The 20,356-nt window shown below is 72.0% G+C and carries 21 protein-coding genes; 9 read left to right on the top strand and 12 right to left on the bottom strand.

What is annotated here, in order from left to right:
- Positions 1-92: 92 nt before the first annotated feature.
- Genes ABEA33_RS18555 through ABEA33_RS18545 form a run of 3 tightly spaced genes read right to left on the bottom strand, consistent with a single transcriptional unit; the run spans position 93 to position 3,358 of the window.
- On the bottom strand, positions 93-1,013 hold the full coding sequence (locus ABEA33_RS18555) for a pseudouridine-5'-phosphate glycosidase (protein ID WP_345528411.1): 921 nt from the start codon (positions 1,011-1,013) through the stop codon (positions 93-95).
- Positions 1,010-2,107, bottom strand: coding sequence for a carbohydrate kinase (locus ABEA33_RS18550; RefSeq protein WP_345528410.1), 1,098 nt, complete (start codon positions 2,105-2,107; stop codon positions 1,010-1,012). Before ABEA33_RS18550 ends, ABEA33_RS18555 begins: the two co-directional genes overlap by 4 nt.
- Before the next feature lie 21 nt (positions 2,108-2,128).
- A complete protein-coding gene (locus ABEA33_RS18545) occupies positions 2,129-3,358 on the bottom strand; it encodes a YibE/F family protein (RefSeq protein ID WP_345528409.1) in 1,230 nt (409 codons plus the stop codon).
- A gap of 64 nt (positions 3,359-3,422) precedes the next feature.
- Here ABEA33_RS18545 and ABEA33_RS18540 point away from each other — a divergent pair, with 64 nt between their 5' ends.
- Positions 3,423-4,067, top strand: coding sequence for a LysE family translocator (locus ABEA33_RS18540; RefSeq protein WP_345528408.1), 645 nt, complete (start codon positions 3,423-3,425; stop codon positions 4,065-4,067).
- Positions 4,068-4,229: 162 nt separating this feature from the next.
- Positions 4,230-5,069 (top strand): hypothetical protein, encoded by an 840-nt coding sequence (locus ABEA33_RS18535; protein WP_345528407.1) that lies wholly within the window; start codon positions 4,230-4,232, stop codon positions 5,067-5,069.
- Between the two features lie 5 nt (positions 5,070-5,074).
- Here the strand turns inward: ABEA33_RS18535 and ABEA33_RS18530 are convergent, their stop codons facing one another.
- Positions 5,075-6,619 carry a PucR family transcriptional regulator gene (locus ABEA33_RS18530; protein ID WP_345528406.1) on the bottom strand — a complete coding sequence of 515 codons (1,545 nt, stop codon included), beginning with the start codon at positions 6,617-6,619 and terminating at the stop codon, positions 5,075-5,077.
- Positions 6,620-6,701: 82 nt separating this feature from the next.
- Here ABEA33_RS18530 and ABEA33_RS18525 point away from each other — a divergent pair, with 82 nt between their 5' ends.
- Genes ABEA33_RS18525 through ABEA33_RS18510 form a run of 4 tightly spaced genes read left to right on the top strand, consistent with a single transcriptional unit; the run spans position 6,702 to position 11,109 of the window.
- The gene (locus ABEA33_RS18525) at positions 6,702-8,195 is read left to right on the top strand and encodes a CoA-acylating methylmalonate-semialdehyde dehydrogenase (protein ID WP_345528405.1); all 1,494 of its coding nucleotides are present in this window, start codon (positions 6,702-6,704) and stop codon (positions 8,193-8,195) included.
- Between the two features lie 52 nt (positions 8,196-8,247).
- The gene (locus ABEA33_RS18520; RefSeq protein WP_345528404.1) at positions 8,248-9,552 is read left to right on the top strand and encodes an aspartate aminotransferase family protein; all 1,305 of its coding nucleotides are present in this window, start codon (positions 8,248-8,250) and stop codon (positions 9,550-9,552) included.
- Complete coding sequence (locus ABEA33_RS18515; protein WP_345528403.1) at positions 9,542-10,966, top strand: NAD(P)/FAD-dependent oxidoreductase; 1,425 nt, start codon at positions 9,542-9,544, stop codon at positions 10,964-10,966. Before ABEA33_RS18520 ends, ABEA33_RS18515 begins: the two co-directional genes overlap by 11 nt.
- Entirely contained in the window at positions 10,963-11,109 is a 147-nt protein-coding gene (locus tag ABEA33_RS18510; RefSeq protein WP_345528402.1) for a hypothetical protein, read from the top strand. Before ABEA33_RS18515 ends, ABEA33_RS18510 begins: the two co-directional genes overlap by 4 nt.
- Positions 11,110-11,167: 58 nt before the next feature.
- Here ABEA33_RS18510 and ABEA33_RS18505 read toward each other — a convergent pair whose 3' ends face one another.
- On the bottom strand, positions 11,168-11,977 hold the full coding sequence (locus tag ABEA33_RS18505; protein ID WP_345528401.1) for a class I SAM-dependent methyltransferase: 810 nt from the start codon (positions 11,975-11,977) through the stop codon (positions 11,168-11,170).
- Between the two features lie 76 nt (positions 11,978-12,053).
- On the opposite strand from ABEA33_RS18505, the gene ABEA33_RS18500 reads away from it, so the two are divergent.
- The gene (locus ABEA33_RS18500) at positions 12,054-12,800 is read left to right on the top strand and encodes a winged helix-turn-helix transcriptional regulator (RefSeq protein WP_345528400.1); all 747 of its coding nucleotides are present in this window, start codon (positions 12,054-12,056) and stop codon (positions 12,798-12,800) included.
- A gap of 167 nt (positions 12,801-12,967) precedes the next feature.
- Here ABEA33_RS18500 and ABEA33_RS18495 read toward each other — a convergent pair whose 3' ends face one another.
- A complete protein-coding gene (locus tag ABEA33_RS18495) occupies positions 12,968-13,234 on the bottom strand; it encodes a TIGR00366 family protein (RefSeq protein WP_425577452.1) in 267 nt (88 codons plus the stop codon).
- A 308-nt stretch (positions 13,235-13,542) separates the two neighbouring features.
- Here ABEA33_RS18495 and ABEA33_RS18490 point away from each other — a divergent pair, with 308 nt between their 5' ends.
- The gene (locus ABEA33_RS18490) at positions 13,543-13,941 is read left to right on the top strand and encodes a low affinity iron permease family protein (RefSeq protein WP_345528398.1); all 399 of its coding nucleotides are present in this window, start codon (positions 13,543-13,545) and stop codon (positions 13,939-13,941) included.
- A 4-nt stretch (positions 13,942-13,945) separates the two neighbouring features.
- Positions 13,946-14,557: a GNAT family N-acetyltransferase gene (locus ABEA33_RS18485; RefSeq protein WP_345528397.1), complete on the top strand. Its 612-nt coding sequence runs from the start codon at positions 13,946-13,948 to the stop codon at positions 14,555-14,557.
- Between the two features lie 134 nt (positions 14,558-14,691).
- Here ABEA33_RS18485 and ABEA33_RS18480 read toward each other — a convergent pair whose 3' ends face one another.
- From ABEA33_RS18480 to ABEA33_RS18455, 6 genes are all read right to left on the bottom strand, one after another.
- Positions 14,692-15,750, bottom strand: a complete 1,059-nt coding sequence (locus ABEA33_RS18480) for a S1C family serine protease (RefSeq protein ID WP_345528395.1) — start codon at positions 15,748-15,750, stop codon at positions 14,692-14,694.
- Positions 15,743-16,393: a GNAT family N-acetyltransferase gene (locus ABEA33_RS18475; protein WP_345528394.1), complete on the bottom strand. Its 651-nt coding sequence runs from the start codon at positions 16,391-16,393 to the stop codon at positions 15,743-15,745. The genes ABEA33_RS18480 and ABEA33_RS18475 overlap by 8 nt, the downstream gene beginning before the upstream one ends.
- A gap of 152 nt (positions 16,394-16,545) precedes the next feature.
- Positions 16,546-17,622: a hypothetical protein gene (locus ABEA33_RS18470; RefSeq protein WP_345528393.1), complete on the bottom strand. Its 1,077-nt coding sequence runs from the start codon at positions 17,620-17,622 to the stop codon at positions 16,546-16,548.
- Between the two features lie 2 nt (positions 17,623-17,624).
- Positions 17,625-17,948: a hypothetical protein gene (locus ABEA33_RS18465; protein ID WP_345528391.1), complete on the bottom strand. Its 324-nt coding sequence runs from the start codon at positions 17,946-17,948 to the stop codon at positions 17,625-17,627.
- A 6-nt stretch (positions 17,949-17,954) separates the two neighbouring features.
- Positions 17,955-20,060: a GH25 family lysozyme gene (locus ABEA33_RS18460; RefSeq protein ID WP_345528390.1), complete on the bottom strand. Its 2,106-nt coding sequence runs from the start codon at positions 20,058-20,060 to the stop codon at positions 17,955-17,957.
- 55 nt (positions 20,061-20,115) lie between these two features.
- On the bottom strand, positions 20,116-20,331 hold the full coding sequence (locus tag ABEA33_RS18455) for a hypothetical protein (RefSeq protein WP_345528389.1): 216 nt from the start codon (positions 20,329-20,331) through the stop codon (positions 20,116-20,118).
- Between the last annotated feature and the right edge of the window lie 25 nt (positions 20,332-20,356).

Raw genomic sequence — 20,356 nt, 5'->3', positions numbered from 1 at the left:
CCGGTCCACCGGGTATCCCGGACGTTCTGGGTCTGTGCAGTGCCCAAGAAGCTCACGAAGTGCCCGAGGAGTCGGCGCCATTCAGCCACCCGTCAGCCGGCGTACTCCACCGCGATCGCCGCGCCCAGCCGCGCGTTGTGGCGCACCAGCGCGATGTTGGCGGTCAGCGAGGCGCCGCCGGTGATCTCGATGATCCGGCCGAGGAGGTACGGCGTCGCGTCCTTGCCGCGGATGCCCAGCGCGTCCATGTCGCCGAGTGCCTGGTCGATGATCGCGCCGATCTCGTCGGCGGGGATCTCGTCCTCCGCGGGGATGGGGTTGGCGATGACGACGCCGCCCTCGATGCCCAGGTCCCACTTGGTGCGCATGACCGCGGCGACCTCGGCCGCGGTGTCGACGCGCATCGGCGCGGCGTGCCCGCTGGAGCGCGAGTAGAACGACGGGAACTCGTCGCTGCCGAACGCCAGGACCGGCACGCCCAGGGTCTCCAGGGTCTCGAGGGTCAGGCCGATGTCGAGGATCGACTTCACGCCGGCGGAGACGACGGCCACCGAGGTCTGCCCGAGCTCGGTCAGGTCGGCACTGACGTCGAACGTCTGCTGAGCGCCGCGGTGCACACCGCCGAGACCGCCGGTCACGAACGTCCGGATGCCCGCCATCGCCGCCAGGCGCATGGTCGCGGCCACGGTCGTGGCGCCGTGCTGACCCCGCGCGACGACGTACGGTAGGTCGCGCACGCTGACCTTGGTGACGTTGCCGTCGCTGGCGAGCAGCTCGAGCTGGTCGGGCGAGAGGCCGATGCAGAGGCGCCCGTCGAGGATCGCGATCGTGGCGGGCACGACGCCGTGCTCGCGGACGATGCCCTCGACCTCGGTCGCCATCGCGACGTTCTGCGGGTAGGGCATGCCGTGGCTGATGATCGTGCTCTCCAGCGCGACGACCGGTCCGCCCGCGGCGAGCGCCTCGGCGACCTCGGGCGCGATCTGGAGGGCGGGATGCGGCGGGGTGCTCATGCGTGGGTGCTCCTGATGAGGCGGTCGGTGAGGTCGGGGCGGACGGTGTGGGGACTGGCGATGGTGAGGGCGGCGGCCACGTGCCCGTACGCCGCGGCGGCGGCCGGCTCGGCCCCGTCGAGCAGGGCATGGCAGAACGCGGCGAGCATCGCGTCGCCGGCACCGGTGACGTCGGTGACCTCGGCCGGTACGGCGTCGAGCGTGACGGCCCCGTCGGCCGAGCTGAGCAGCGAGCCTGCTGAGCCGAGCCGCACCCAGACCAGGGCGACGCCGCGGTCGTGCAGGGCGCGCGCGGCCTTCTCGACCTGGCGGGAGGTGCGCGTCGGCAGGCCGGTCAGCGCCGCGAGCTCGTCACGGTTGGGCGTGATCGCGTGCAGGGGGCGGTCGGCGGCGACCAGGTGGGCAAGCGCGGCGGCCTTCGGGACGCTCACCGGCTCCAGGACGACCCGCACCCCGGCGGCGGTGGCGAGGTCGAGCGCGAACGCGAGGGTGTCCGTCGCCAGGTTGCCGTCGAGCACGACCAGCGAGGCGGCGGCGATCAGGTCTCGCGCGGCGTTGACGTGGTCGGTCGACAGCTCGTCGGTGGCGGCCATGTCGGCGACCGCGACGACGAGCTCGCCGTCGGTGTCGAGCACCGCCGTGTAGGTGCCGGTCGCGCGCGCGGAGCGGCGTACCTGCTCCACGTGGACGCCGGCGCCCGACGTCGCGGCCAGCACCTGGTCGCCGAGCCCGTCGGCGCCGATCGCGGCGACGAGGTGCGTGCGGGTGCCGAGGCGGGCGAGGTTCTCGGCGATGTTGCGTCCGACGCCCCCGGGCGACATCGCGGAGGTGCCGGGGTTGCTGGTCGCCGACACGATGCTGCGACGGCTGCGGGCCTTCACGTCCATGTTGGCGCCACCGACGACGACCACGGACTGCTGCTCGCTCAGCACGTAGCCACGTCCGAGGATGACGCCCTTCTTGCCCAGGTTGGACAGGTGCACGTTGACGGCGGCCCGGGTGGTGCCGAGCTCGCGCGCCAGCGCGGCCGACCCGATCAGGGGGTCACGCCGGAGCAGCGCGACGATCTCACGCTCGCGGTCCGTGAGGCTCATGCTTGTCAGCATAAGCCATGCTTATTCCAGCAAGGGATCCGTTGTGCGCGACGTCGCCGCGACGAGCGCCGCGATCCCCGTGGTGAGGGGTACGGCGAGCACCAGCCCGATGCTGCTCGCGAGTGTGCGGACGATCTCCTGGGTGATGTCCTCGGTCGTGAGGAGGACGTCCCACGGCAGGCCGTAGAGGCGCAGGATCAGCAGCACGGCGAGCGCCGTACCGGCGTAGGCGAAGACGATCGTGTAGATCGTGGACGCGATGTGGTCGCGGCCGATCCGCATGCCGCTCGCGAAGAGCTGCGCGCGGCCCATGCCCGGGGAGGCCGCCCGGATCTCCCACACCGCGGACGACTGGGTGATCGTGACGTCGTTGAGCACGCCGAGGCCGGCGATGATCGCCGCGCACGCGAAGAGGTCCTGGAAGCTCAAGTCGCCGACGAGCGAGGACAGGATGCCGGCCTGGTCGTCACCGATGCCGGTGAGCCGGGTCGCGCCGGTCGCCAGGACGCCGATGCCCGCGATCACTGCGACGCCGACCAGGGTGCCGGCGAGGGCCGCGCTGGTGCGCAGCGAGAACCCGTGCGTCGTGTAGAGGACGACGAACATGATCAGCGCCGAGGCGGTGAGGGCGACGGCGACGCCCGACTCCCCGGTGAGCAGCGCGGGCAGCACGAACTTCCAGATCACCACGCCGCTGAACGCGAGGCCGACGAGCGCGAAGAGGCCACGCCAGCGGGCAACGACCAGCACCAGCCCGCCGAAGACCAGCAGCAGCACGAGCAGCGGGCCGCCCCGCTCGGTGCCGAAGTAGGTGTACGTCGGGTCCGCGTCACCCTCGCCGGGGATGCGCTGGAGCCGTACGTTGTCGCCGGCTGAGAGCCCCGAGTCCAGGACCTGCGGGGAGACCTGGACCGTGGCCTGGTCCCCTTTGCCGGCGCCGTCGTCGACGGTGATCTCGATCCGGCCGCAGTCACCGTCGGAGGCGACCTCGGCCTGAGGGCATGAGGCGTGGATGCTGTCCACGGTGCCGGTGGGGAAGGTCACGCCGGGAGCCGCGAAGTTGGCGCTGTCGGCGATGCGGTCGACCTCGGCGCCGTCGGGCCACAGCAGCAGGAGCCCCATCAGTGCCGCGATGCCGGCCACGGCGAGCGAGCCGAGGAGCGCGAGCCGCGGACCGCGCGGCACCTCGAGGTCGCCAGCACCGCCGGAGTGGCTCGCTCGGTGCGACCCGTGCGAATGTCCGGCGCCCATGGCGACATCCTCCCCCAAGGTGAAACCCGGTGCGGCTTGGACGGGCGACCGTCACAATAGGCGCATGCCGACGACGAACCAGTGGCTCGCCTTCGTGGTGGCCAGCATCCTCTTCATCCAGGTGCCGGGCCCGAGCCTGCTCTTCACGATCGGTCGCGCCCTCACGGTCGGCCGCCGCGACGCCCTGCTCTCGGTCGTCGGCAACGCGCTCGGCATCACCACCCAGGTGTTCCTGGTCGCCGTCGGTCTCGGCGCGGTGGTCGCCGCCAGCGCCCAGGCCTACATGACCCTGAAGATCGCCGGAGCGGCGTACGTCGTGTGGCTCGGCATCCAGGCCATCCGGCACCGCGCCGACGCCAGGGCCGCGCTCGGCGCCGTCGACCACCTCGAGATCGCCCGTGCGTCGGCCCGCAAGTCGCTGCGGGTCGGCTTCATCGTCGGCGTCACGAACCCGAAGACGATCGTCTTCTTCGTGGCCTTCCTGCCGCAGTTCGTCAACGAGCCCGCCGGCCATGCCGGCGCGCAGCTGGCCCTGCTCGGCCTGGCGTTCGGGGCGATGTGTCTCGCGTCGGACTCGGTGTGGGCGCTCGCGGCGAGCAAGGCCCGCGACTGGTTCGCCCGGCGACCCCAGCGGCTCGACACCCTCGGCGTCGCCGGCGGCGTGATGATGATCGGTCTCGGCACGACCATGGCGGTCGCGTCGGAGTAGTCGCCGGTCGGCGATGAGTTCCGACCCCCGTGGTGGCCGGATCGGCGTGACTCCCGATGCTGCCCAGGCCGCCGTACGTGCCGAGCGCCTACCCTCGCCGACCTCCTCGACGACCTCGCGCCATCCGAATGGGCGGAGCCGTCGCTCTGCGCGTCGTGGCCGGTGCACGACGTCGCGCACCTGACCACGACGACGCGCGAGACACCGTGGGACGTGCTGCGTGTCCTAGCGGTCGTGCTGCAGGAGTGGTTTGATCGACCTGTGGCCAACTGGCTGCTCCGGATCGTGGTCGCGGTCGCGCTGGCTGGTGCGGCCGCGATGACGTACGCCGCGGCCTGGCAGCGCTGGTGGCCGGCCTGCCCGCGAGGCGGCTTCGACTCGGATGCCTGCCTGCGCCTGCAGAGCCACGAGTACGACTTCCAGTTCCCGGGCGATCCCTGGATGCCCATCGGGCAGGCGGCCGAACTGTACGGCGGGGCGCTCCTCGCTCTCGCGGTCGCCGCTGCGCTGCTGCCGACGGTGCTGCCGCCCGACCGGCCTCGCCGGCACACAGGCGTCGGGGTGCGGTGGCGGCGCTTCGCGACCTTGGTCGCCGTCGTCCCCGCGGTGAGCCTCGCACTGCTCGGCGTCTACACCCTGCGGTCGGGCCAGGCCGGCGAGCTCGTGAGCATGCCTGGGGTCGGTCTCGTCTTCGTGGTCTGGTGCCTCGCGTGGCCGGCCTGCCTGACGGCGCTCGCCGCCGCTGCTCCCGGCGTACGCCCCAAGCGGGCTCTGCCGGTCGCCGTCCTGCTCGGGTTCGCCACGCCGATCCCGGCGGCGCTGCTCTTCGGACCGGTCTTCGCCGGCTACGTGTCCTACGACACCGCACCGTGGACCGAGGCGGCGTCCGCCCCTCTCCTGCTGGCTGCCGCCGTGGCCGTGCTGTTCGTCGCACCACGGTCCGGACAGAACGCTCAGCCCGGGTTCGCGACGAGCCTGCGCACGGTGCGCTCGCCCTTGTAACGCGGTTACAACTCGCGGCCCTGGTCGTACGCCAGCAGCGCGACCCCGAGGGAGAGCCGGGAGGCGGGGTCGTCCAGAGGATGACCGACCAGCTCCTCGAGCCGCCGCAGGGCCGGATAGAGCGAGGTGCGGTTGCGGTGGGCGACCCGGGCGAGCTCGGCCTTGTTGCCGCCGACGGCGAGGAACTGGCGCAGCAGGGTGACCAGCCCGCCTCCGTGGCGGGCCTCGTGCTCGAGCAGGCGGCCCAGCTCGGCCTCGGCGAACTCCTGCAGGCGCGCGTCCTCGCGCAGCGACATCAGCAGGCCGGGGAGCCGGATGTCGGCCTGCCGCACGCAGCCGGCGTACGGCGGCATCGACGCGGCCACGTCGGCGACCACCCGCGCGGACCGCAGCGAGGTCGCGGCCGCGAGCACACCGGTGACCGGCGGTCCCGCTGCCAGCACGGCGTCGGGCTCGACGCCCATCAGGACGCGAGCCGCCGCGTCCAGGTCGACGCCGACGGGGACGAGCAGTCCGACGTGGACCGCGTCGAGCACGCCGACCAGTCCCGGCACGTTGCCGAGCGCGGACACGAGCCGGTCCACCGACGGCTCGGACCGCAGACGCGCGGCCGCGCCGACGTACGAGCCCGACTCGGGCACGCCGAGCACACGCAGCCTCGCCGCGGCCGCGGCCTCGCTCCCGAGCCGTCCGCCGAGCAGGTCGAGCAGGAACCCACCGTGCACGCGCAGCTGGACCGACGTCTCGTCGCGCTCGATCATCCGGCCGAGCTCGACGGCCTGGGCCGCGCGTTCGAGCACCTGAACTGCCCGGCCCCCGCGGCGACCGCCCGGCTGGACCAACCGACCCCACGCGCCGCCCTGGATGCCGACCGGCGTGGTCAGCCAGCGCTCCGGCCCGCCGCTGCCGCTCTCCTTGAGGTACGGCGTGAGCCGCGACCGTCGCTCCCAGTCGACGAGCAGCCGGTCGACCGGCTCCTCCCGGGCAGCCGCGACCAGCACCCGGCGCGAGAGGTCCTCGAGCACGATCGACTGCCCGATCAGGTCGGCCGCCGCCTCGACCAGTCGCGCCATCGGTGCCCGCGCCAGACCGAGCTCGGTGAAGGTCTGGTGCACCTCTCCGGCGAAGCGCAGGTCGTCGTACTGGTCCGCCACGATCGCGCGGTGCACCTGCTCGGTCACCTCGACGAACCGCACCTTGCGGTTGAGCACCACCACCGGCAGGCCGGCCGCGCGGGCCCGGCGCAGCGCCAGCTCGGGGACGCTCGGGTACGCCGCGCTCAGCTCGACCACCAGGCCGGCCGCACCGACCGTGACGAGCTGGTCGACGAAGTCGGCCGCCGCCTCCGGTGAGGCGGCCATGCCGAGGCCGGTGGTGAGCACCAGCTCGTCGCCGACCAGCAGCGCGCCGATGTCGCGGACCTCGGAGACGTGCACCCAGCGGAGGTCGGCGTCCAGGCCGGCGCCGCCGCCCCCGTCCCCGCTGAGCACGACCGGGTCGCCCGCGGCGAGCACGGGGAGGTCGAGTGCTTCTCGCACGGTGACGGGCATACGACGTACTGTCCCACGATGACGCCGATTGGCGACAGACCGTCCCTCGCCCGAGGCGGGCGAGCGGGGGCACGATGGCGACATGACCACCATCTCTCACTGGATCGACGGCAAGGCCCACCCCGGCAGCAGCGACCGCACCGGCGACGTCACCAACCCCGCGACCGGGCTCGTCACCGCTCAGGTCGCCTTCGCCGGGCCCGAGGAGATCGAGGCCGCGGTCGCCTCCGCCAAGAAGGCGGCCAGCGACTGGGCCCGCACCTCGGTCAGCGCGCGCACCCAGGTGGTCTTCCGCTTCCGTGAGCTGCTCAACTCCCGCAAGGCAGAGCTGGCCGCGATCATCACCGCCGAGCACGGCAAGGTCCTCTCCGATGCCCTCGGTGAGGTGTCCCGCGGCCAGGAGGTCGTCGAGTTCGCGTGCGGCATCCCGCACCTGCTCAAGGGCGGCAACTCCCCGCAGGTCTCCACCGGCGTCGACGTCCACTCGCTGCGCCAGCCGCTCGGCGTGGTGGGCATCATCAGCCCGTTCAACTTCCCGGCCATGGTGCCGATGTGGTTCTTCCCGATCGCGATCGCGGCCGGCAACGCGGTCGTGCTCAAGCCGAGCGAGAAGGACCCGTCCGCCGCGATCTGGATGGCCGAGCTGTGGCAGGAGGCCGGTCTGCCCGACGGCGTCTTCACCGTCCTGCAGGGCGACAAGGTCGCCGTCGACGGGCTGCTCGACCACCCCGACGTCGCGTCGATCAGCTTCGTCGGCTCGACGCCGATCGCCGAGTACGTCTACGAGCGCGCCAGCCGTGCCGGCAAGCGGGTGCAGGCCCTCGGCGGTGCCAAGAACCACATGGTCGTCCTCCCGGACGCCGATCTCGACCTGGCCGCCGACGCCGCCGTCAGCGCCGGCTACGGCTCGGCCGGCGAGCGCTGCATGGCGATCAGCGTCGTGGTCGCCGTCGGCGACACCGGCGACACCCTCGTGCAGAAGATCGCCGAGCGCACCGCCACGCTCACGATCGGCGACGGCGCACTCGACACGGACATGGGCCCGCTGGTCACGAAGGTGCACCGCGACAAGGTGGCGTCGTACGTCGACGCCGGCGCAGCCGAGGGCGCGACCCTGGTCGTGGACGGGCGTGAGGTCGACGCCGAGGGCGCGGCCGACGGCTTCTGGCTCGGCCCGACCCTCTTCGACCACGTCACGCCGACGATGAGCGTCTACACCGACGAGATCTTCGGCCCGGTGCTCGCCGTCGTCCGCGCCGGCACCTACCAGGAGGCGCTCGACCTGGTGAACGCCAACAAGTACGGCAACGGCACCGCGATCTTCACCAGCAACGGCGGCGCCGCGCGCGCCTTCGAGACCGACGTGCAGGTCGGCATGGTCGGCGTCAACGTGCCGATCCCGGTGCCGATGGCCTACTACTCGTTCGGTGGCTGGAAGGCGTCGCTCTTCGGCGACACCCACGCCCACGGCACCGAAGGTGTGCACTTCTTCACCCGGGGCAAGGTGGTGACGACCCGATGGCCCGACCCGGGCACCGTCGGCGGCCTCGAGCTGGCCTTCCCCAAGAACCACTGAGAATCTCATCGGCCGACCGACGAGACTCTTCGCCCTCCGAGAGGATCGAACCATGAGCACCGCGTACGAGCTGGACCGCAAGCACGTCTTCCACTCCTGGTCCGCCCAGGCCGAGATCAGCCCGATGGTCATCACGGCCGCCCGCGGGTCCTACGTGTGGGACGACGAGGACCGCCGCTACCTCGACTTCTCGAGCCAGCTGGTATTCACCAACATCGGCCACCAGCACCCGCGGGTGGTCGCGGCGATCAAGGAGCAGGCCGACCGACTGTGCACGATCGCGCCCGCCATGGCCAACGAGCAGCGGGCGCAGGCCGCGGAGCTGATCGCCGGCATCGCACCCGACCGGTTCGAGAAGGTCTTCTTCACCAACGGCGGCGCCGACGCCAACGAGCACGCCGTCCGCATGGCGCGGCTGCAGACCGGGCGCTTCAAGGTGCTGACGACCTACCGCAGCTATCACGGCGGCACCCAGACCGCGATCAACCTGACGGGCGACCCGCGCCGCTTCGCCAACGACACCGCGACCGCCGGCGCCGTGCACTTCTTCGGTCCGTTCCTCTACCGCTCGGAGTTCCAGGCGACGACCGAGGAGGAGGAGTGCGAGCGCGCGCTCGCCCACCTGCGCCGCACGATCGAGGCCGAGGGCCCGCAGACGATCGCGGCGATCCTGCTCGAGACCATCCCCGGCACCGCGGGCATCTTCGCGCCGCCGCCGGGCTACCTCGCCGGCGTTCGCGCGCTGTGCGACCAGCACGGCATCAAGCTGATCCTCGACGAGGTGATGGCCGGCTTCGGTCGCGCCGGCAGCTGGCTCGCGCTGGACCGGTACGACGTCCGCCCGGACCTGATCACCTTCGCCAAGGGCGTGAACTCCGGCTACGTCCCGCTCGGGGGCGTCATCATCAGCGACGAGATCGCGTCGACGTTCGACCACCTGCCGTACCCCGGCGGGCTCACCTACTCCGGCCACCCCCTCGCCTGCGCGGCCGCGGTCGCGACGATCCACACGATGCGCGACGAGGGCATCGTCGAGAACGCCGACCGGCTCGGCCGCGAGATCTTCGGTCCCGGTCTCGCCGAGATCGCGGAGCGCCACGCGTGCGTCGGGGAGGTCCGCGGCCTCGGCGCCTTCTGGGCGCTCGACCTGGTCACCGACCCCGAGTCCCGCGCGCCGATGACAGCGGCCGGGCTGGGCGACATCGTCGGCGCCTGCAAGTCGGCCGGGTTGCTGCCCTTCTCCAACACCAACCGCATCCACGTGGTGCCGCCGTGCACGATGAGCGACGACGAGGCGCGCGAAGGTCTCGCGATCCTCGACGAGGCGCTCAAGGCCGGCGACGTGCATGTCGGCTAGGCAGACGGCGTACGAGCGCAACGCGCCGGCGCCGGGCGCGGTGGAGGCCGCGCTGGCGCCGTCGCGGCACGGCGTCTTCTGGCTGGAGGACGCCCCCGCCACGACGTACGACGCGCTCACCGGCTCGACGACGGCGGACCTCGCCGTCGTCGGCGGCGGCTACTGCGGTCTCTGGACGGCGGTCCTCGCCAAGCGCCGCAATCCCGGTGCGCGCGTGGTGCTGCTCGAGGCCAACACGATCGGGTGGGCGGCGTCCGGGCGCAACGGTGGCTTCTGCGAGGCGAGCCTGACGCACGGCGAGGACAACGGGCGGTCCCGCTGGCCCGACGAGTACGACGAGCTCGAGCGACTCGGCTCCTCGAACCTGGACGCCTTCGAGGCCGACGTCCGCGACCTCGGGCTGGACTGCCAGTTCGAGCGCACCGGCGCCCTCATGGTCGCCGTCGAGCAGCACCAGGTCGAGTGGATCCGAGGCTCTGCTGAACTTCCTGGCGAGGGCTTCCTCGATCAGGACGCCGTCCGGCGCGAGATCGACAGCCCGCTCTTCCTGGCCGGCGAGTGGAGCCGCGACGACTGCGCGCTCGTGCATCCGGCGCGCCTGGCCCGCGAGCTGGCGCGCGTCGCGACCGACCTCGGCGTCGAGATCCACGAGGGCACGCGGGTCACCGACCTCGATGCCCCGACGCGCGGACCGGTCATCGTGAGCACCACCGTTGGCTCGGTCACCGCCGACCGGGTGGCGCTCGCGACCAACGTCTTCCCGTCGTTGCTGCGGCGCACGCGACTCATGACCGTGCCGGTCTACGACTACGTGCTGATGACCGAGCCGCTGTCCGACGCGCAGCTCGCCTCGATCGGCTGGGCCGACCGCCAGGGCCTCGGCGACCTGGCCAACCAGTTCCACTACTCGCGGCTGACCGCCGACAACCGGATCCTGTGGGGCGGGTACGACGCGATCTACCCGACCGGCGGTCGCGTGCGTGGGTCGTACGAGGAGCGGCCGGCGACGTTCGCGACGCTGGCGTCGCACTTCCTCGCGGCGTTCCCGCAGCTGGAGGGCCTGGGGTTCAGCCACCGTTGGGCTGGCGCGATCGACACCTCCACGCAGTTCGTGGCGTTCCACGGTCTCGCGTCGCGCGGCCGGGTCGCGTACGCCGCCGGCTTCACCGGGCTCGGTGTCGGCGCGACCCGCTTCGCCGCCGAAGTGATGCTGGACCGGCTGTCCGGGCTCGCGACCGAGCGGACCCGGCTGGAGATGGTGCAGCGCAAGCCGCTGCCGTTCCCGCCGGAGCCGTTCGCGTCGATCGGCATCAACGCGACTCGCTGGTCGCTGGACCGCGCCGACCACCGCGAGGGCCGACGCAACCTCTTCCTGAAGACCCTCGACGCCGTAGGACTGGGTTTCGACTCATGAGCGACCGCCTGCTGACCCCCGACGTCCTCGCCGCCGACCTCGAGCCGTTCACCACCCTCGGTGGCGCCGAGGTGGGACTCTGGGGCATGGAGCCCGGCGTCGACCACGACACCGAGGTGGACGAGGTGTACGTCGCCGTGTGACGGGTTGTGTGCCTGACACCGGTGCATGGACCGTCCTCAGGCACACGACTCGACTCTGTCAGGCGCGGCGGCAGGTGAGCAGCAGGTACTCCCACTCCATCCGTCCGTCCACCAGCGCGGAGTCGCCGAGCGCGGCCAGAGCAGCGTCGAGCTCGGCCACCCGTGACGGGTCGTCGGCGATCGAGCGGTAGACCATGATCGTGGGGCCGTACGTCGCCTTGAAGAAGTCGCGGAACTCCGCTCCGCTGGCGAACCGGTCGATCGACACGGTCTCCCGCACGGCGACGACGTCGGTGACTCCGTCGCCGAGCAGCCCGCGCACGTGGGCCTCGTCGCCCCAGAGCGGCGGGGGCTGCGCGCCGGGAGGCGGCGCCGGCGCGTAGGGCTTCATGGTCGCGAACATCCGGCCGATGAAGCCCTCCGGCGTCCAGCTGATCAGGCCGATCCGGCCACCGGGGCGTACGACGCGCGCCAGCTCGTCGGCGGCGTCCTGGTGCCGGGGCGCGAACATCACCCCCACACAGGAGATCGCCGCGTCGAACTCGGCGTCGTCGTACGGCAGGGCCTGGGCGTCGTCGGCGCGCCAGTCCAGGTCCAGACCCTGGGCGTCCGCGGCACGCTGCCCGATGTCGAGCAGGGCCTGGGTGATGTCGGAGGCGACGACGTCGGCACCGGTGCGCGCGGCAGGCAGTGCGGCGTTGCCGGTGCCGGCCGCGACGTCGAGGACGTGTTGGCCCGGTCCGATGCCGGTGGCCTCGACCACGCGGGGCCCGAGAGGGGCGATGAGCTCCGTGGCGACGGCGTGGTAGTCGCCGAGAGCCCAGAGCGGGGTGGGGTTCTGAGTGCGTGGAGTCGTTGAAGTAGTCATGACGAAAGCCTCCGCCCGATCCGCCCTCGCCCTCCAGTGCCAGGTCTGAACCACCATCGGTTCAGGATCTGTACTGGTGCCCACCCTGCTGTCGGCGGTCTACTGGTCGTGGGAGCACGGGAGGTGTGCGATGTCGTCGTATGGTCAGTTCTGCCCGGTCGCGAAGGCCATGGAGGTGCTGGACGAGCGGTGGACGCTGCTCGTGGTGCGCGAGCTGATGGCGGGGAGCACCCGCTTCAACGAGCTGCGACGGGGCAACCCGAAGATGTCGCCCGCCCTGCTGTCCAAGCGGCTGCGCTCCCTCGAGCGAGCCGGCGTCATCCGCCGCGACGAGGTCGACGGACGCACCAGCTATCACCTGACGGACTGCGGGATGGAGCTCAAGCCGGTCGTCGAGGGCCTCGGTGCCTGGGGCATCCGCTGGATCGGCGAGCTCGGCGAGGACGACCTCGACCCGCACCTGCTGCTATGGGACATCCGCCGGTCGGTCCCCCTGGACCAGTGGCCGCGGAGCCGCACGGTGGTGCGGTTCGAGTTCACCGACCAGCCTGCCGGCACGGCGCAGTGGTGGCTCTGCGTCAACGGCGACGACGCCGATGTGTGCGACTACGACCCGGGCTTCGACGTCACCGCGACCGTCGTCACGACGCTGGCGACGATGGTGCGGCTCTGGCGCGTCGACCGCACCTGGGAGGACGCGCTCCGCGCCGGCGACGCCCGGATCGACGCCCCCTCCGACGTACGGCGTGAGCTGCCGGCCTGGCTCGGTCAGATGTCATTGGGCGTGGTGCCGCATCCGATCCGGGAGCCGTCGCTCGGCTGACGGTGGCTGCCGTTTCATCAAGGGATGAAGGTCAGGCCGCACTTCCCACGGCGAGCTCGTCGAGGGGAGCGCGGTTGCATCAAGGGATGAAGGCGAAACCACATCACACGCCGCGCACCACCACCCACCCACCACGACGTCGGCGGCAACCCCGGAACACGCTGACCCTACGGCGGCACAGGCGCCACGAAGTCGAAGGTCATCCCGAGCAGCCACAGCAGGAGCAGCACCACCGGCAGGTGGAAGAGGAACTGCAGGAACGTGAACCCCACGAGGTCCCGCGCTCGCAGACCGAGCACCGCGGGCAGCGGCAGCATGAAGAACGGGTTGACCAGGTTGGGCAGCGCCTCGGCAGCGTTGTGGATCGGCACGGTCCAGCCGAGGTTCATCTGGACGTCGGTCGCCGACTGCATGACGTACGGCGCCTCGACCAGCCACTTGCCGTCGATCCCCCGTTGCCGGTCGCCCGGGTCAGCACGGCCGCCATCGCGGCGTACAACGGGAACTGGACGAGCACGCCCGCCATCGCCGGCACCCGGGCGATCCGCTCGATGATCCGGGCACCGGGGCGGACGTCGCGACGACGTAGGCGTCGGGGACCACTTCTCCGTCGCGGCCGCCGTGCGTTGGGCGAAGCGAGCGAGACCGCTCTCCGGGTGTCTGCCGTTGTCGAGGACATATCGGGGTCCGCCTACCCACCCACCAGGTCTCCGAGCACCTGGACACGCTCTAGGGTGCGGAGATGGAGCGGCGGAGCAATGCGGCGGAGTCCCGGGGTCAGCAAGATGGACGTACGCCGTTCGAGCGGTTCGTCGAGGCGACGTACGACCGGGTCAGCCGGGCGCCGTTCTTCTTCGTCTGCGTGGCCATCGTGGTCGTGTGGTTCGTCAGCGTGCCGTTCTGGGCGGACCTGAAGTCGTGGCAGTACGCCATCCACACGGTCTCCAGTGTCCTGTCGCTGCTGCTGCTCGTGCTGCTGGAGAACGCCGGCAAGCGCTCCGAGGAGGCCGCGCAGGAGAAGCTGAACGTGCTGGCCGAGGCGCTCTCCGACCTGATGGAGTCGCAGGCGCAGCACGACCCGTCGCTCACGGCGTCGGTGCGAAAACTGCGCGACGCCGTCGGTCTCGAGGCACGACACTGAACGCATGACGCAGGACCCGCCGACCGATCCAGCACCGCCTCAGGACCTCAGCGCCGTCGCCTGGCCGGTGCGCACCGCCCGCCTGACGATCCGCCCGATGGTCGCCGACGACGTGGAGACGCTGTGGCAGTACCGGCGGATCCCGTCGATGTACGAGTGGCTGGGGCACGACTTCTCGACCCTCGAGCGGTTCGCTGAGAAGATGTCGCCACCCGACTCGATGGCCCGCACGCTCGTGGTCGAGCTCGACGGACGGGCCGTGGGCGACCTCTACCTCAACATCTCCGACGCATGGGCGCAGAGCGACGTCGCCGACCAGGCCAAGGGCGTGCAGGCCGAGATCGGCTGGGCGATCGACCCGGCGTACGCCGGTCGGGGCCTGGCGACCGAGGCGGCCGCCGAGCTGCTGCGCATCTGCTTCGACGACCTCGGCCTGCGCCGGATCAAGGCGCTCTGCTTCGCCGACAACGAGCCGTCGTGGCGGCTGATGGAGCGGATCGGGATGCGCCGCGAGGAGTACGCCGTGCAGGACTCGCTGCACCGCACCAAGGGCTGGCTCGACGCGATGACGTACGCCGTGCTCGCCGACGAGTGGCGCGCGCGCACCGCTGATTGAGGTGGGAGGGCCGCGGAGCTTGTACTGAGGTGCGAGCGAAGCGAGCCTCGAAGTGCTGAGCCTCGAACCCCCCGCACCCACCACCCTGCCTAGCCGCGGGGCCTCGCCAAGCTCGACCACCGGCTGCTCCCTGGTCAGCGCGGCGCCGCCAGCGTGAGCTCGGCGGTCCGGCTCTCGCCGTCGCGCGTGTAGCTGACGGGAACGGTGTCGCCGGCTTCGTGACGGAGGCTGACCAGCACCAGCTGCTCGGTGTCGTCGGCCGCCTGGCCGTCGATCTCGGTGATCACGTCGCCCACCCGGAGACCGGCGTCCTCGGCCGGACCTCCGGGCACGACCGCGGTCACCGCCAACCCGGTGGGCGGCCGGGTGGGGTCCTCGGTCACCGCGCGGGCCGCCAGACCGAGCACCGGGTGGTCGACGCGACCGCGCTCGATCAGCTGGTCGGCGATCGGGGTCGCGATGCTCATCGGGATCGCGAACCCGAGCCCGACACTTCCTCCACCACCCACGCCCTCGGAGTTGGGCACGGTCGAGATCGCCGAGTTCACGCCGACCTGGGCTCCGTCGCAGTCGACGAGCGGGCCGCCGCTGTTGCCCGGGTTGATCGCGGCGTCGGTCTGGAGGGCGTCGAGCAGGTGGGCGACCCGGCCGGTGTCGGCGGGGATCGGCACGTAGCGGCCGAGCGCGCTGACGATGCCGGCAGTCACCGTGTTGGAGAGCCCGAGTGGAGCCCCCAGCGCGACCACCGGCTGCCCGACTCGTACGCCGTCGGAGTCGCCCGTCGGCAGGAGGGGTCGGCCCTCGGCGCCATCCTCGGCCTTGATCACGGCGAGGTCGGTCGTGAAGTCGGCACCCACGACGGTCGCCGGCGACGTACGACCGTCGCTGTAGCGCACGGTGATCGCGGCGCGCCCGGAGACGGCTGCGTCGATGACGTGCTCGTTGGTGAGGATGTAGCCGTCCGCGCGCACCAGGGCACCGGTGCCGTTGCCGCCGGCTCCGGTCGGCTCGGTGACCGCGATCGTCACCACCGACGGCAGCACCTCGCGCGCGACCGTGGTCGCCATGCACGCGGTCGGCTCGTCGTCCTGGTCCTCGGATGCCATGACGATCAGCCCGCCGACCGCACAGCCGACCACCGCGGCGATCGCGACGCTGGTCGGCCACCACCAGCGCGGCGCGGGCCTAGGCATCCCACACCATCGTCTGCTGGTGCATCCGCTCGCCGGCGTACCGCATGCCGGGGACGATCGCGTTGTCGCCGTACTTCCGGAAGCCGACGCGCTCGAAGAACGCGACGGCGCGGGCGTTCTCGGCCGACGTCTGCAGGTAGCAGCCCGGCGAGCCCACCTCGCGCAACCGCGCGAACCACAGCTCCATCAGGCCGGCAGCGGCGCCCGAGCCGCGGGCCTCGGGCATCAGGTCGATGTGCAGGTGGCTCGGCCAGCGCGGGTCGGTGAGCTCACCGGCGGTCGGGACCCGGCGCAGCTTGAGGAGCGCGGTGTCGAGCGCGGCGCGGAGGAAGAACCGCCGCGGGCCGGGCAGCCGGAAGAGCCGGTACTTCTTGATCGCCGCCGACGTGCGCTCCTCCTCGCTGGGGAACGACGACTCGTCGACGCAGCCCGCCAGGTAGCCCGCGGGCCGGCCGTCGACGGTGACGACGAAGACCGACTCCGGCTCGAGATCGAGGTACGGCGTCAGGTACACCTCGGCGAGCGAGGCGTGGTGGCCCCACACCTCCGAGCTCGGAGCGCCCTCACCGGCCGCCTCGAAGACGACGCCGACCAGCTCGTCGCGGTCGGCGACGTCGTACGGGCGGACCTCGATCTGGGGCACGGGTCCACCCTCTCACCGGATGGGTCCCCGCTGCGCGGACGAGGGCGCGTACCGACCGATCCGCCCGCGGGACGTCATCCAAATCGTGGGCTAGGGGCCACCATCCGTATGACGTCCCGGCGCCGACCTCCGCGACCGCACGCTGCCGCCGGTCAGCTCCGCACCGATGAGGTCGGTGACGGCTCGGGGCGAGGCGGCGGTGGCGCGGGCGGGCGTGGGACGCTGGACGCCTTGCCGGGGGCGGCGCCGAGCAGGTCCTGCGCCTGCTTGTCGATCATGCCGACCAGCAGCTGCTGCGCGACGCCGAAGGCGAACGCGTACGCCAGGATCTGGTCCGAGGTGTCGAGGTTGCTCAGCCCGGGGATGAACTGCCCACGGATCACGAGCAGGCCGCCGACCGCGCTGAGCGCACCCAGGGGCAGCTTCAGCCAGGCGAGCGCCTGCGGGACGTCGTACGCGATGGAGGTGCCGAGCATGTTCTTGATCGACACGATCCCCGACAGCAGTCCCCCGAGCATCCCGAGCAGTGCGATGACCAGCACGTCGTCGCGCTGCGGCCCGTCCCCGTTGGTCGGGCACACCGGCGGCTCGCCGGGGTCGGGGGCGAAGCAGAACGACACGTCGGACGGGTTGGCGTAGACGAAGCCGACGAACGCGAGCAACAGGATGCTGAGCACGACCGTGCCCCCGACGACGGCGTTGCGGAAGTTGCGCAGCCGCGTGTGCTCCAGGTCCGCCGCGCTGAACCCGACCTCGATGGTCTTGCGCAGGCACTCCCGCCACCGCGTGAGGTGGGTCGCGTCGAGCCCGGGGTCGAGCAACGCCGCGCGCTCGGCGTACATCTCCCAGGCGCACGCCCACCGCGGGTCGTCGCGGCCCAGGGTGTTCTCCGCTCGGGCCGCGGCCTCCGGGACCTCCGCCCAGACGGCCACGGGCGGATAGATGGTCGCGAGCAGTGCCTCCGCGGCGTGGAGGTTCTGGAACGACGCCTCGACCAGCGTGCCGCGCCACCAGTTGCTCAGTCGGCCGGGCATCGGATAGCTCTTCGTCGTGGCCGCGCGCGCAGCCGCCAGCCGGTCCGCGACGGCCAGCGCCACCGTCTCCTCGGCCGGCGACAGGGCGCCCTCGGCCGTGATCGCGTCCAGCCGCGCCTCGAGCACCGCCGCGTCGGCCTGGACCGCCTGTGCCCAGATCCGCCTGACCGGACGCGGCGCTGCGTCGACGCTCATGTCTACGTCACCGCCGGCCCGTACACGTCGTCCATGTCGCCGACCGGCTCGAAGCCCGACATGTCCAGGTCGTAGTCCTGCACCAGCTCACCGAGTCCGGCCGACTCGATGACCGGCTTCTTGACGTTGGCGACCGCGACCGCGCCGACGAGGGGCGACAGGTAGGCGTACGCCTGGAGTGCCTGGGTCATCGTGACCGGGCCGAGGTCGCTTACGTCGAAGCTCTCGAGGATCGCCAGCACGAGGCCGACGATCGTGATGATCACGTAGAGGGCCTTGCGCAGCGGGGCCGGAAGGTCCTGCAGCAGGCTCTGGATGCCGGTCATGTCGGTTCACCTCTCCGGCAGCCGGGCGACGGCTGCCTCGATGCTCCTCGCCGCGGCGACGAGGGCTAGCCGGACCTCCTTCATGTCGGTCCGGTCCGGGTCGGCCGGGATCGACTCGACCTCTGGGGGCGGGATCACCGGCCCCGGTTGCGGCGTCTCCGGCCGCTCGGCGCGGCGTACCCGGAGTGCCGCCAGGGGCACGTCCGGGTGCACCGCGTTGACATCCACCGGCCCGAACCCCGGCACGTGCTTCACCGGTCCGTACTTGCCGTTGGAGTGCTGCCAGATCACCGCGCGCTGCCAGGGTCGCGGGACCACGGGGGCACGGAAGTCGTTGCTGTAGCGCGCGACCCAGCAGAAGCAGCCGAAGCCCTTCTCCAGGTTGAATGGCGTGTAGATGATCGGCCGGCCCCTCAGCCCCAGCCCGGCCAGGTGCCGGGTGACGGTCCGCACCCAGGTCCCCGTCCAAGTGGTCAGCTCGGACGGGCTGAGGCCCTCGCTCGACTCGAGGTCGAGCATCGGCAGCATGTCGCCGGCGCGGATGTCGGCCGTCGCGAGGAAGAACCTCGCCTCGTCGGCCGCATCACCACGGTCGGGCCGAGCGAAGTGGTAGGCACCCACGGGCACGCCGGCTTTGCGCGCCTGCCGCACGCGGCGGTCGTACGTCGGGTCCACGAACGTCGTGCCCTCGGTCGCCTTGACGTACCACCACTGCAGTCCTTCGGCGCGAGCGGCCTTGAGGTCGACCCGTCCGCCCTGGTAGTGGCTGGTGTCGACGCCGTCGAGCCGGCGCTTGGGCGGGTACGCCGCACCGGTCGGCCCTTCCGGCACCTCCGGCTTCTTGTCCGGTGTGGGCTCCGCGTCGGGGATCGCCTCCTCGACGGGCGGCGGGTAGTCGAAGACGGGGATCGGGCTCGGTCGCCAGAAGGTGTCGGCCCGGTTGCCCTTCAGCCCGTCGCGTCCGGCGCGGTACGACGCCACCTGCGCGGCCGCCGAGGCCGACAGCTTGCCGTGGTCGATCAGGACGGCATGGATGTGGGCGCCCCACAGGCCGGAGATCGCCGGGCGGTACCAGGCGGCGAAGCCGATCGAGCGGAGCACGCGGACCTTGCGCCGCCAGTCCCAGGCGAGCAGGTCGACGACGCCACCACCGTCGTGGGTGCCGCCCGACTGGCGCACCCCACCGGGGTTGTACGAGCCCTGGACGACGGTGAGCCGGTAGCCGAGTCGGCGCTCGGCCGCCTCGAGCGCCGCGCGCGTCTTCCAGTCGACGGGCTTGGGCCGGACGTCGCCGTACGTCGTGCGGTCGAACGCCTTGTGGGGGATGGCCTTGTGCATGGTGGGCTCCTCGGGTGTCTTCGCCGTGGCGCGCAGGTTGACGGTGGCGCACCGGGCTCCGTGGTCGCTGTTGCGCTGCGGGTTGCGGTGGTCCCGCCCCGCGAAGGTGGACTGGTCGCGGACGCGCCAGCCGCTGTCGGTGCCGTCGATGAACCACAGCAGGTCGATCGACTCCGGGTCGACGGCGTACGTCACGTCGCGGCCGGCGACCTCGGTGCCCAGCGGGCGGCAGCGCTTGAGCTGTCGGTTGTAGTCACCGCCGCCGACGACGGGCGCTCCGGTCTGCGCCAGACGCGCGACCAGCGCACGGTGACCGTCGATGCCCTCGTTCCACTCCCGGACCCGGTCGGCCTTGTCCGGCAGCGGCCGGTCGTTGAACGCGCCTGCGACCAGGTGCAGGTTGAGCACGTGCACCTCGCATCCGACCTCGCGGTGCCGGAGCTTGAGCTGGGTCGTGTAGCGCCGACGGTGGCGGTCGGCCACCGCCGGGTGCAGCAGCGTGACCGCGCCCTCGACCTTGGCGAAGAGCTCGCGCCGGAACGCGATCGGGGTGCTGTTGTCGGGACGGCCGTAGTAGACGGTCCACATGGGAGCGGGGAACGCCTGCTCCACGAGAGGCCGGTAACGGGAGGCGATCTCCTGCAGCAGGACGAGGTCGCCGATCTCGGCGTTGCTCCGCAGGTCGTCCAGCGCCTGCCCCGCGGTCAGGGCGTCCTCGGGGAACGACTGCACGTTCGCCGTGACGACTCGCACTGGTGCGACCTTCGTGGGCATCGGGCCCTCCCGCCCGTCGTGCCGAGCGGAAGACCGCCCGGTCCGTCTCCCAGGGTCACGCCACGACCCGGCGTACCTCCATAGCTACGGAGGGTGGTCCGACCGGCAGCTGGCCGGCGGGCGTCGGGAACGAGTAGGTGACGGTGGCGCCGTCCCGTTCGCGTACGGCGCCGGGCGCCTGCCGGGCCACCATCCGGATGACCGCCTCGTTGGTCGCGCTCGCGAAGACCTCGACCTGCTCCACTCTTCGCGCGGCCAGGTCCGTGATCAACGCGGCGGCGATCTCGGTGCCGACC

Source organism: Nocardioides endophyticus, assembly GCF_039543845.1.
In the GTDB taxonomy this organism is placed as follows: domain Bacteria; phylum Actinomycetota; class Actinomycetes; order Propionibacteriales; family Nocardioidaceae; genus Nocardioides; species Nocardioides endophyticus.
The sequence above is the reverse complement of the archived record's forward strand: the minus strand, read 5'-3'. Positions and strand labels throughout refer to the sequence as shown.

Bases quoted from the DNA above. Each gene is read 5' to 3' on its own strand.
- ABEA33_RS18555 (WP_345528411.1), bottom strand. From the start codon at position 1,013: ATGAGCACCCCGCCGCATCCCGCCCTCCAGATCGCGCCCGAGGTCGCC.
- ABEA33_RS18550 (WP_345528410.1), bottom strand. From the start codon at position 2,107: ATGAGCCTCACGGACCGCGAGCGTGAGATCGTCGCGCTGCTCCGGCGT.
- ABEA33_RS18545 (WP_345528409.1), bottom strand. From the start codon at position 3,358: ATGGGCGCCGGACATTCGCACGGGTCGCACCGAGCGAGCCACTCCGGC.
- ABEA33_RS18540 (WP_345528408.1), top strand. From the start codon at position 3,423: ATGCCGACGACGAACCAGTGGCTCGCCTTCGTGGTGGCCAGCATCCTC.
- ABEA33_RS18530 (WP_345528406.1), bottom strand. From the start codon at position 6,619: ATGCCCGTCACCGTGCGAGAAGCACTCGACCTCCCCGTGCTCGCCGCG.
- ABEA33_RS18525 (WP_345528405.1), top strand. From the start codon at position 6,702: ATGACCACCATCTCTCACTGGATCGACGGCAAGGCCCACCCCGGCAGC.
- ABEA33_RS18520 (WP_345528404.1), top strand. From the start codon at position 8,248: ATGAGCACCGCGTACGAGCTGGACCGCAAGCACGTCTTCCACTCCTGG.
- ABEA33_RS18515 (WP_345528403.1), top strand. From the start codon at position 9,542: ATGTCGGCTAGGCAGACGGCGTACGAGCGCAACGCGCCGGCGCCGGGC.
- ABEA33_RS18510 (WP_345528402.1), top strand. From the start codon at position 10,963: ATGAGCGACCGCCTGCTGACCCCCGACGTCCTCGCCGCCGACCTCGAG.
- ABEA33_RS18505 (WP_345528401.1), bottom strand. From the start codon at position 11,977: ATGACTACTTCAACGACTCCACGCACTCAGAACCCCACCCCGCTCTGG.
- ABEA33_RS18490 (WP_345528398.1), top strand. From the start codon at position 13,543: ATGGAGCGGCGGAGCAATGCGGCGGAGTCCCGGGGTCAGCAAGATGGA.
- ABEA33_RS18485 (WP_345528397.1), top strand. From the start codon at position 13,946: ATGACGCAGGACCCGCCGACCGATCCAGCACCGCCTCAGGACCTCAGC.
- ABEA33_RS18480 (WP_345528395.1), bottom strand. From the start codon at position 15,750: ATGCCTAGGCCCGCGCCGCGCTGGTGGTGGCCGACCAGCGTCGCGATC.
- ABEA33_RS18470 (WP_345528393.1), bottom strand. From the start codon at position 17,622: ATGAGCGTCGACGCAGCGCCGCGTCCGGTCAGGCGGATCTGGGCACAG.
- ABEA33_RS18465 (WP_345528391.1), bottom strand. From the start codon at position 17,948: ATGACCGGCATCCAGAGCCTGCTGCAGGACCTTCCGGCCCCGCTGCGC.
- ABEA33_RS18460 (WP_345528390.1), bottom strand. From the start codon at position 20,060: ATGCCCACGAAGGTCGCACCAGTGCGAGTCGTCACGGCGAACGTGCAG.